The organism is Nostoc parmelioides FACHB-3921, assembly GCF_014696625.1.
GTDB lineage: Bacteria > Cyanobacteriota > Cyanobacteriia > Cyanobacteriales > Nostocaceae > Trichormus > Trichormus parmelioides.
This window is the reverse complement of sequence record NZ_JACJQL010000153.1, coordinates 1-4,552: the sequence shown is the minus strand read 5'-3', so window position 1 is coordinate 4,552 and position 4,552 is coordinate 1. Positions and strand designations below refer to the sequence as shown.

The following is a 4,552-nucleotide window of genomic DNA, read 5'->3' as shown; positions in this document are numbered from 1 at the left end:
AGATGAGAGTTGGTCGTTCTTCTCTCAGCTTCTGCTAACAGGGGGGCTGTGTTCAATCACACCTCCCATTTTTTTCCTTTCAATTGGCTATCTAGTCTAAACTCCAGTTATAAAGATTTAGGAGTTGATTATTTCGACAAACAACAACCAGAAAGTGTCAAGAAACGTTTGATTAAACGCCTAGAAAAACTTGGTTATCAAGTTAGTATTGAGCCTATTCCGGTCGCAATTTAAACCTGTAATCAATATTTTGTTTCGGCTGTGTCGCCATTCAACGACAACAGCCACATATCCTTCTTGGATTTAAGCCGAAGTTTGATTTTCAAGTCAGAAGGAAGGGGGAAGAAAAAATTCCCACAATTGAAGCAATGCAAGGATTATAGAACATCTGCATCACAACAAAGCCTTCTGGCGATCGCCCCCAAAAGGTCACAAGTCCCAATGAGGATAACAAAACGTCTTAAAACCTTCTGCCTTCTGCCTTAAAGCGCGTAACCTTTCATCATCACCAAAATCTGACAAGAACCCATATCATGAGTTAAAATCTCATTTTTTGTTTCAAATCACACTCATCTCCCCTACACTCCCAGACCCCTATGATTTTCTTATCTGCAAAAATCTTAGCTCTCGATCATATAGTTCATGTAATTCCAGTTAACAATTTTGCAAATATCAATAACTAAATCTTCCGGTAGAAAAGGCTTAGTAATTATCCCTGCTACACCTAAATCAAGGAATTCTTGTTGTTCGCAACTTTGAGCTTTAGCTGTCAGCAAAATAGTAGGAATATCACAAGTTGCTGTAATTGCCCGTAGCTGCTTAAAAGTTGTCGGTCCATCCATATAGGGCATCATCACATCTAACAAAATCACATCAGGATGCTGAGATTGGGCAATCTCTATTCCCTCTCTACCAGAAGATGCAGTTAATATCTCCCAATTAGTCGTTGACTCCAAGCAAATTTGAATAATCTCCCTTACCCCATCTTCGTCATCAATTACTAAAATTCTTTTTGTCATCGTTCTCATCCCTGATTAAATATACGTTTTGGGCAAAAAATATTCAATTTAAATCAAAATATATTCATTATTCTTTATATCTTTGGCTACCTGAATAAGAGTCCCATAGCCTCCTTGTGTTTCTACATTCAAAAGGATAAATAATAATTGTGAAGTAGTTGTGAATTATTCAAAATCAAGAAATTTTAGATCAGACAGAGAATCTCTCCTATCTGAAGATGCGTTTAAACTTGATAATAAGTGGCAGAATATTAATAAAAACTTATATATATAATTGATTAACCTTGAAGATACTTTTAGTAGAAGACGATACAAATATTATTGAAATACTGAAAACAACACTGACAGAGCAGCATTATTTAGTAGAGGTATGTACCGATGGTCAAAAAGGCTTAGAGCTAGCTTTGGTAACTGATTACGACTTAATTTTGCTGGATGTAATATTGCCAAAGATTGATGGTATGAGTATTTGCCAACAGCTACGCAGCCAAGGTTGCCTCACTCCCATCCTGTTATTAACAGCTGAGGATAGTAATACAAAGAAAATTAAGGGATTAGATGCTGGAGCAGATGATTATGTCATCAAGCCTTTTAACTTAGAGGAATTATTAGCTAGAATTAGAGCTTTATTGCGCCGTAGCAGTGAGACGACCACACCGATAATTGAATTAGGAGCTTTGCGCCTTGATCCTATTAGCTGTCAGATAACTTATCAAGACAAACTGTTACGCCTGACTGCTAAAGAATACGCTCTATTGGAATTATTCCTACGCAATCACCAGCGTATATTTAGCCAAAGTTCTCTATTAGATAATTTATGGTCTTTCGATGAAGCTCCCACCGAGAATACTGTAAGAGCGCATATTAAAAGTTTGCGAGCTAAATTGAGGGAAGCTGGAGCTAAGACTGATGTCATCGCCACTGTATATGGATTTGGATATCGGTTAAATACTCAAGAACTAATAAAATCAGCAGAAGAACAAAAACTAGCTAGTAAAACAGCAAGCCAACAGCAAGTCTCTTCTTTTATTCAACACTCAGTCCCGATCGCAAATTTTAGAGGTAAACAAAAAATGACCTCTCAATTAGCTGCAATTTGGGAACGAGTTAAGGATAAGTATGCGGTGCGGATGAGTGTGATTGAGCAAGCAGTTACATTTTTGTTAGAAAACACTTTAACTGAAGATTTGCGCCAACAAGCACAACAGCAAGCACATACTTTAGCCGGCTCTTTGGGTAGTTTCGGTTTTGAGAGCGCGACTTGCTTGTGTCGTGACATGGAAAACATCTTGAAATCAGCAGCAAAATTAGGTCAAGTACAAGCTAAACAATTGCAAACACTGATTTTGGAGTTACGCCACTTATTAGAGCAACAACTCATAGAAATTCCCCAACAGCCAGTTATTCAACCCTCTCATTTAAGTCAACAATATCGATTGCTCATTGTAGATGACGATACTACATTGGCGACACAAGTAGCCGCAGCAGCTAAATTATGGGGAATAGAGGCTATCGTTGCTGATTGTATATCTGCGGCTAGGGAAGAAATAACTCGTACTCGGCCAGATGTAGTATTACTGGATTTGTGCTTTCCTGAATCAGCAGAAGATGGTTCTGCACTACTAGCAGAATTAACAGCATTGCACCCCCCAATACCAGTATTAGTATTTACATCTCAAGAGAGTTTCGCCCAACGGGTAAGAGTAGCGAAAATGGGAGGTAAAGGTTTTTTACAAAAGCCTGTATTTCCGTCCCAAGTCATGGAAGCGATCGCCTCTGTTTTACAAAAATCTCATCCACCAGAAGGCAGACTCTTAATTGTAGATGACGATCCACAAGTATTAGATATTATCCGCACATTACTAGAACCTTGGGGATTTACATTAACTCTGCTAGATGATCCGCGCCAATTTTGGGACACCTTAGAAAAATCAGCCCCCGATATGCTGATTCTGGATGTGGAAATGCCAAACTTCAGTGGGATTGATTTGTGTCAAGTAGTGCGAAATGAACCCCGTTGGAGCAACTTACCTATATTATGTTTATCTGCACACACAGATGCTCAGACAGTACAACAGGTATTTGCAGTTGGTGCTGATGATTATGTTAATAAACCAATTTTCGGGCCGGAATTAGTAGCTCGTGTTCTCTGTCGGTTAGAACGCAGCCAAATTACTCGCAAATTAGCAAATATTGACCCCTTAACTGGAATTTATAATCGCCGCAAATCATTGCAGGATATCACTCGATTGCTGCATTTAGCAGAACGTCAAGGAAAATCTTTTTATTTTGCAGTTTTGGATTTAGACCACTTTAAACAAATTAATGATCAGTATGGTCATGATATCGGTGATCAAGTTTTAAGTGAATTAGGCAAACTCTTCAAGCAGTCATTTCGTGATGAGGATGTTGTGGCGCGTTGGGGAGGAGAAGAGTTTGTGATTGGACTGTATGGTATTACCTCGAAAAATGCTTTAAAACGACTCAATAATTTATTAGAAACTGTCAGCCAGCTACAATTTAGCGGGATTAATCATCCAACTTTTAGTATTACCTTCAGTGCGGGTATAGCGGAGTATCCCAAAGACGGTCATGATGTGCAAATGCTGTATCGTGCTGCCGATGCTGCATTATATCAAGCAAAAGCAGCAGGACGAAATCAGATATTTCTTTCGCCATAAAATTTGAGATTTGTAAACGTAATGTATTGACTCACAAATTCTTCACAAAGATTATATAGCTTAATGCTATATGAGTAATTTCTGTTTGTAGTCAGGACTTTAGTCCTGAGTATTTATTGTTATTCCTATCCAATAAGTATTTAGGTGAAACATGAATAAAGCAGAAAATAATACACAAAAAACAACCATGCTCGCCAAATGTCCAACAGGAATTCAAGGATTAGATGAGATTACTTTTGGAGGATTACCACAAGGAAGACCAGTATTACTGTGTGGTAAAGCAGGGTGCGGTAAAACCCTGATGGCAATGGAATTTTTAGTGCGGGGTGCAACGGAATTTAACGAACCAGGCGTATTTCTAGCCTTTGAAGAAACTGCCGAAGAACTAACACAAAATGTTGCTTCTTTAGGGTGGGATTTAGCAGAACTAATCAAAGAAAAAAAACTCGCCATTGATCATGTGCGTGTTGAGCGGAGTGAGATTGAGGAAACAGGAGAATACGATTTAGAAGCACTGTTTATTAGATTAGGTTTTGAAATTGAGGAGATCGCCGCCAAAAGAGTGGTGATAGATACGCTAGAAGTGTTGTTTGGTGGGTTGGAGAACGCCTCGATCGTGCGATCGGAATTACGGCGGCTATTTCTCTGGCTGAAATCCAAAGGTGTCACAGCCATAATTACCAGCGAAAGTGGTGAAAATAGCCTCACTCGCCACGGTTTAGAAGAATATGTTTCCGATTGCATCCGTGAGAGGTTAAAGTAATTGCACATTTGTCAAGAGGGTGCAGGAAAAGGGGATAGATCCAGCTTGAAGACTGGTTTTCGTAGGGCTTTGACTACGCCTAAATCTTG

Annotated in this window: 4 protein-coding genes; 3 read left to right on the top strand and 1 reads right to left on the bottom strand. The window is 39.0% G+C overall.

Features of this window, described 5'->3' with window-relative positions:
* The first annotated feature begins 48 nt into the window (after nucleotides 1-48).
* The gene (locus H6G14_RS32930; RefSeq protein ID WP_190573166.1) at nucleotides 49-234 is read left to right on the top strand and encodes a hypothetical protein; all 186 of its coding nucleotides are present in this window, start codon (nucleotides 49-51) and stop codon (nucleotides 232-234) included.
* A 386-nt stretch (nucleotides 235-620) separates the two neighbouring features.
* Here the strand turns inward: H6G14_RS32930 and H6G14_RS32925 are convergent, their stop codons facing one another.
* A complete protein-coding gene (locus tag H6G14_RS32925; protein WP_190573164.1) occupies nucleotides 621-1,019 on the bottom strand; it encodes a response regulator in 399 nt (132 codons plus the stop codon).
* Nucleotides 1,020-1,303: 284 nt separating this feature from the next.
* Between H6G14_RS32925 and H6G14_RS32920 the strand changes: the two genes are divergently transcribed.
* A complete protein-coding gene (locus tag H6G14_RS32920; RefSeq protein WP_190573163.1) occupies nucleotides 1,304-3,700 on the top strand; it encodes a response regulator in 2,397 nt (798 codons plus the stop codon).
* Nucleotides 3,701-3,851: 151 nt separating this feature from the next.
* On the top strand, nucleotides 3,852-4,463 hold the full coding sequence (locus H6G14_RS32915; protein ID WP_242054371.1) for an ATPase domain-containing protein: 612 nt from the start codon (nucleotides 3,852-3,854) through the stop codon (nucleotides 4,461-4,463).
* The last annotated feature ends 89 nt before the right edge of the window (nucleotides 4,464-4,552 follow it).